Source organism: Microvirga sp. P4_G7, from assembly GCF_056401005.1.
This window is the reverse complement of sequence record NZ_JBFUKD010000248.1, coordinates 1-4,926: the sequence shown is the minus strand read 5'-3', so window position 1 is coordinate 4,926 and position 4,926 is coordinate 1. Positions and strand designations below refer to the sequence as shown.

Sequence of the window (4,926 nt, the reverse complement as noted above, 5' to 3'; positions counted from 1 at the left end):
GCCGTAGCGTGGTGCGAAAGCCGGTGACTCGTCTCGTCACGACGATCGGCGCATGGCGCGACGGGAATCCGTCCGCCCGCACAGGCATGTCCGGCGATACGGGCGAAATCGAAGCCGTCGGTGCCGCGATCGACGGGTTAATGGACGAGCTCGAGGTCCGCCAAGTGGCGCGGCGGCGGGCAGAAGAGCGGCAGCAGGTTCTGATCAACGAGCTGAATCACCGCGTCAAGAATACGCTCGCGACAGTGCAATCGATCGTCAGCCAGACGCTGCGCAATTCGCCGACGCCGGAAGCCGCGCAACCGGCCCTCGAAGCCCGCCTGATCGCGCTCGCCCACGCGCACGATGTTCTCACCCACAAGAACTGGGAACATGCCGAATTGGGAGAGATCCTGGCGCGCGCGATCGAACCGTATCGCAGCCACGGCGTGGAACGATTTCGTTGCGACGGTCCCCGGGTGGAATTGTCGCCGCAGATGTCACTTGCGCTTGCGATGGCATTCCAGGAACTCGCGACCAACGCGGTCAAGTATGGCGCGCTCTCCAATGCAACCGGGATTGTCCGTGTTACATGGAGTGCCACGACCGCGGTTCGCGATGGGCAAGACGAAAATGTGAGCGAGCGCCGCCTTCGCGTGCGATGGGAAGAGCGCGGCGGTCCGAATGTAGAGGTGCCCACCCGACGTGGGTTCGGCTCGCGCCTGATCGAACGCTCATTGGCTCAAGATCTCAATGGCGATGTGCAGATCGTATTTGCGCCAACCGGAGTGGTCTGCATCGTCGACGCGCTCTTGGAATGAGGGCGGCGAGTCACCATCGACGGCCTTTACCATCGAGCCGTTTGGGCGAGCGATGCCGCGCTTTCGCGATGGACACGCTTTTCGGCGGCATGCTCTAGATAGGATCGTGAGACTGAGAGGGCCCGAATGATCAAGATCACCTATGTCGATGCCGCCGGTACGGAGCGCTCGGTCGAGGCCGAGGAGGGCTCGACCGTCATGGAGAATGCCATCCGCAACGGTATTCCCGGCATCGACGCGGAATGCGGGGGCGCGTGTTCCTGCGCGACCTGCCACGTCTATGTGGACGAAGCGTGGATGGATGTCGTCGGGGAGCCTCAGCACATGGAGGCGGACATGCTCGATTTCGCTTATGACGTGCGTCCGACGTCCCGCTTGTCCTGCCAGATCCGCGTCACGCCCGAACTGGATGGTCTGATCGTCCGCACCCCGACCCGCCAGGGTTGATTTGATTTCCGAGAATGGGTTTTCCAAGAAAGGCCGCCCCCATGTTCAAGACGCTTCTCGTCCCCGTCGATCTCGCCGAGATCGAAGCCGCACAACCGGCGATCGACAAAGCCGTCACACTGGCTGACAGCACGGAGGGCAGCATCCGGCTGATCTATGTCCGGTCTCTCGTCCCTGTGACGTACATGGAATTCATGCCCCCGACCTTCGACACCGAGCAGCAGGACGAGGCCGAGACGAAGCTCGCAGAGTTGGCCGCCAAGGTCGGGCTGCCGGCCGAGCGTGTTTCCGCGGTCGTACGGCTCGGGTCGATCTACAACGAAGTGCTCGACGAGGCTGAGAAGACGGGCGCCGATCTCATCGTCATCGGCTCGCATCGTCCGACCATGGCGACCTACCTCCTTGGATCGAACGCGTCCACCATCGTCCGGCACGCGAAATGCTCGGTCCTGGTGGTTCGCGCCTAGGGAGCTGGAGGCAAGAGGTCGCTTGGCGGAGCCTCGGCCGAGAATGGCCGGGGCTTGTTGAGGCGGATGATCGGCTCCAGTTGCCACACGCAAATCCCGGCGAAGAGCACGCCCACGAGAGCGGCGCTCGTCGCGTCGTTCTGAATGGCGCGCCAGATCAGAACGGCGGCGGCTACGAGACAGAGCCCGGCAAGCGTGACATTCGCAAGCCAGAACATGAACGGACGTCCGGCCGCGAAACGGGCCTTCGGCGCCGCCGCGGCAATGGCTTTGCACAGCGCAAAAACGAACGCGCGGTATTCGCGGTTGAGCGACTGGGCCTCGACGAGGCTCTTCCAGCTCAAGGATGAGAACTTGAAGGACTTCCCATCCCGCATCGTGACCTTGGTGCAGAACGTCTTTTGGCCGAACCGGCCGGGTTCAAAGGTGATGCGGACTTCCTCGACAGCCGCGAGACGAACGTCGGTCAGCTTGCGTCCGCTGTCGACCTTCAATGCGCCGTCCTTCAAGGAGAAGGACACCGGCGATCCGAAGGGRCGCGGATTGTGCGTGTAGGTCAGGGCGGTCTCCCGCTCGGCGTCGTTCATGATCGGTCACATCCAAGGGAACATGCTGCATAGACGCCACTGGGCCATCAGGGAAGCGCGGCGAAAGACTTAGAGACCGTTTGAGGATGAGACATTCGCACGAGCGTTGCGGGCATGCTTCGAGGCGCGTCCCTGCGGGACCCTCAGCATGAGGGAAACGTCGGTGGCAGCGGTTCTCATGCCGAGGAGCGAATCCTCTCGAAGCACGAAGCGCACGGCGTGACTAACGGGTCAATTCCCGCATGCCGCGATCGATCCCCTCGAGGGTCAAGGGATACATCCGGTCGGCGAAGAGCTCACGGATGAGTCCGACCGATTGCGTATGGAACCAGCTATTGGCGGGAACCGGGTTCAGCCACACCGCCTTCGGAAAGTGATCCAGGAGCCGGCGCATCCATGCCTGACCCGGCTCTTCGTTCCAGTGCTCGACGGAGCCACCCGGCATGAGGATTTCGTAAGGACTCATGGAAGCGTCGCCGACGAAGACGACACGATAGTCGGATGGATAGGTGCGGATGACATCAAGTGTAGAGATCAGATTGGCCGATCGGCGCTTGTTCTCCTTCCACACGTGTTCGTAGAGGCAGTTGTGAAAATAGAAATGCTCGAAATGCTTGAATTCGAGCCGCGCCGCCGAGAACAGTTCTTCCGCGATCTCGATGTGCCAATCCATCGATCCGCCGACGTCCAGGAACAGCAGGACTTTGACCGCGTTGCGCCGCTCGGGCCGCAGACGCACGTCGAGATAACCCCTGTTCGCCGTCTCATGGATCGTGCTGTCGAGATCCAATTCTTCCGCCGCACCCGACCGAGCGAAACGGCGCAAGCGACGCAGTGCGACGCGCATGTTGYGGACGCCGAGTTCGACGTTATCATCGAAATCCTTGAACTCGCGCTTGTCCCACACTTTCACCGCACGGAAATTGCGGTTGGTGTCCTGACCGATGCGGATGCCTTCGGGATTGTCGCCGTAAGCGCCGTAAGGCGACGTGCCTGCGGTGCCGATCCATTTGTTGCCGCCCTGGTGACGGCCCTTCTGCTCCTTCAACCGCTCCTTCAGCGTCTCCCAGAGCTTCTCCCAGCCCAACGCTTCGATCTGCTTGCGTTCCTCTTCGGAGAGGTGGCGCTCGGCGAGCTTGCGCAGCCATTCTTCCGGGATGTCCGAATTCTCCAGGCCTTCGCTCGAGCCCTCGAGGCCTTTGAAAACCCTTCCGAAGACCACGTCGAAGCGATCGAAATGCCGTTCGTCCTTCACGAGTGCTGTTCGGGACAAATAGTAGAATTCCTCGACCTTGCGATCGGCGAGATTTTCACCCAGCGCCTCGATCAGCGTGAGATATTCCCGCAACGACACGGGAATCTTGGCGGCGCGCAATTCGGCGAAGAAGGTGAGGAACATCTCTTCAGTGTCGAGAGAACGGGACGCCGGTCAACCCTGCTCGCGAACATATTTGCCGACCGTTCGCCGGCTTCGGAACTCGGTACGTTCCGGATTGCCGCGGCGATTGCTTTGTTTCAGCTCCTTGCGGAACTCGTCGCGCCGCTCGTGGATCGACGCGATGACGAGACCCATCGGGACGCCGATATCGGCAAGCACCGCCTCCGTGAGCTGAAGCGACGCTTCGATCGTTTCCGGCACCGCATCGTCCACCCCGAGTTCGTAAAGCTCCGCCGCGTGGTGCGCGTCCCGGGCGCGGGCGACGATGGTCAGCTCACTATGCTCCTGCCGTGCAGCGGTGACGACGGATTCGATGGAAGCGCGGGTATCCAGCGTGACGACCAGGGCGAGCGCGCGGTCGATGCCGCAGGCGCGCAGAAATTCCGGATAGGATCCGTCGCCGAAATAGACGGGTTTTCCGGCCTTGCGCAGGCTTGCGACCCGGGATGGATCGAGATCGAGGGCGAGGTAGGGAATCTTGTGCCGGTCGAGCATTTCGCCGACAAGCTGCCCGACACGACCGAATCCGGCGATGATCACGCGGCCGACCTCATCCGCGGGCGGCGGCACGGATGCTTCCGGACTGAGCCCGCGCGCCTCCTCCAAACTCAGACCCAGCTTGCGTCCCAACTTGGCGAGGAGCGGCAGAAGCATCATCGTGAGCGTCGCGATCAGAAGGAGATTCTGGCCCGTGCCGCGCGGGACCAGCCCGGCGCCGATGGCATCCCCGAGGATGACGAGGGCGAATTCTCCGTTGGGACCCAATAGAAAGCCGGTCTCGGCCGCGACCGCCGTGCTAAATCCGAACAGCCGCCCGAGCCCCAAGATGATGGCGACCTTGATCATCACGATGAGCGCCGCGGCCGTGAGAATCTGAACCGGCATGTCGTCGAGATGGGACAAATCGAGGCTCATGCCGACGGACATGAAGAACAACCCGAGAAGCAGCCCCTTGAACGGCTGGATCATGGCATCGATGGCGCGCCGATATTCGGTTTCGGCCAGCAACAGGCCGGCCACGAAGGCGCCCAGGGCCATGGAGAGGCCGGTCGCCGCAGCTGCGAGACTCGTTACCATCACCACGAGCAGGCAGGCCGCCATGAAGAATTCCGGGCTCTTCGTGGCCGAGACCATCTGGAAGAACGGGCGCAACACCAGCCGGCCCAACCCGACGAGGAGGAACAGAG

6 protein-coding genes are annotated in these 4,926 nt (G+C 62.2%); 3 read left to right on the top strand and 3 right to left on the bottom strand.

Going from position 1 to position 4,926, the window contains the following annotated elements:
* The 3 genes from AC1DT3_RS12000 to AC1DT3_RS11990 form a co-directional block, all read left to right on the top strand.
* On the top strand, nucleotides 1-800 hold an 800-nt coding region (locus AC1DT3_RS12000), incomplete at its 5' end, for a sensor histidine kinase (protein ID WP_477465482.1).
* A 126-nt stretch (nucleotides 801-926) separates the two neighbouring features.
* Nucleotides 927-1,247 (top strand): 2Fe-2S iron-sulfur cluster-binding protein, encoded by a 321-nt coding sequence (locus AC1DT3_RS11995; RefSeq protein WP_477465481.1) that lies wholly within the window; start codon nucleotides 927-929, stop codon nucleotides 1,245-1,247.
* Between the two features lie 41 nt (nucleotides 1,248-1,288).
* On the top strand, nucleotides 1,289-1,714 hold the full coding sequence (locus tag AC1DT3_RS11990; protein WP_477465480.1) for a universal stress protein: 426 nt from the start codon (nucleotides 1,289-1,291) through the stop codon (nucleotides 1,712-1,714).
* Here the strand turns inward: AC1DT3_RS11990 and AC1DT3_RS11985 are convergent.
* From AC1DT3_RS11985 to AC1DT3_RS11975, 3 genes are all read right to left on the bottom strand, one after another.
* On the bottom strand, nucleotides 1,711-2,301 hold the full coding sequence (locus AC1DT3_RS11985) for a hypothetical protein (RefSeq protein ID WP_477465479.1): 591 nt from the start codon (nucleotides 2,299-2,301) through the stop codon (nucleotides 1,711-1,713). The two genes, AC1DT3_RS11990 and AC1DT3_RS11985, sit on opposite strands and share 4 nt — an antisense overlap.
* A 223-nt stretch (nucleotides 2,302-2,524) precedes the next feature.
* Nucleotides 2,525-3,700 carry a vWA domain-containing protein gene (locus tag AC1DT3_RS11980; RefSeq protein WP_477465478.1) on the bottom strand — a complete coding sequence of 392 codons (1,176 nt, stop codon included), beginning with the start codon at nucleotides 3,698-3,700 and terminating at the stop codon, nucleotides 2,525-2,527.
* Between the two features lie 30 nt (nucleotides 3,701-3,730).
* The coding region (locus AC1DT3_RS11975; protein ID WP_477465477.1) for an NAD-binding protein at nucleotides 3,731-4,926 on the bottom strand (1,196 nt) is incomplete at its 5' end.

Bases quoted from the DNA above. Each gene is read 5' to 3' on its own strand.
- AC1DT3_RS11995 (WP_477465481.1), top strand. From the start codon at position 927: ATGATCAAGATCACCTATGTCGATGCCGCCGGTACGGAGCGCTCGGTC.
- AC1DT3_RS11990 (WP_477465480.1), top strand. From the start codon at position 1,289: ATGTTCAAGACGCTTCTCGTCCCCGTCGATCTCGCCGAGATCGAAGCC.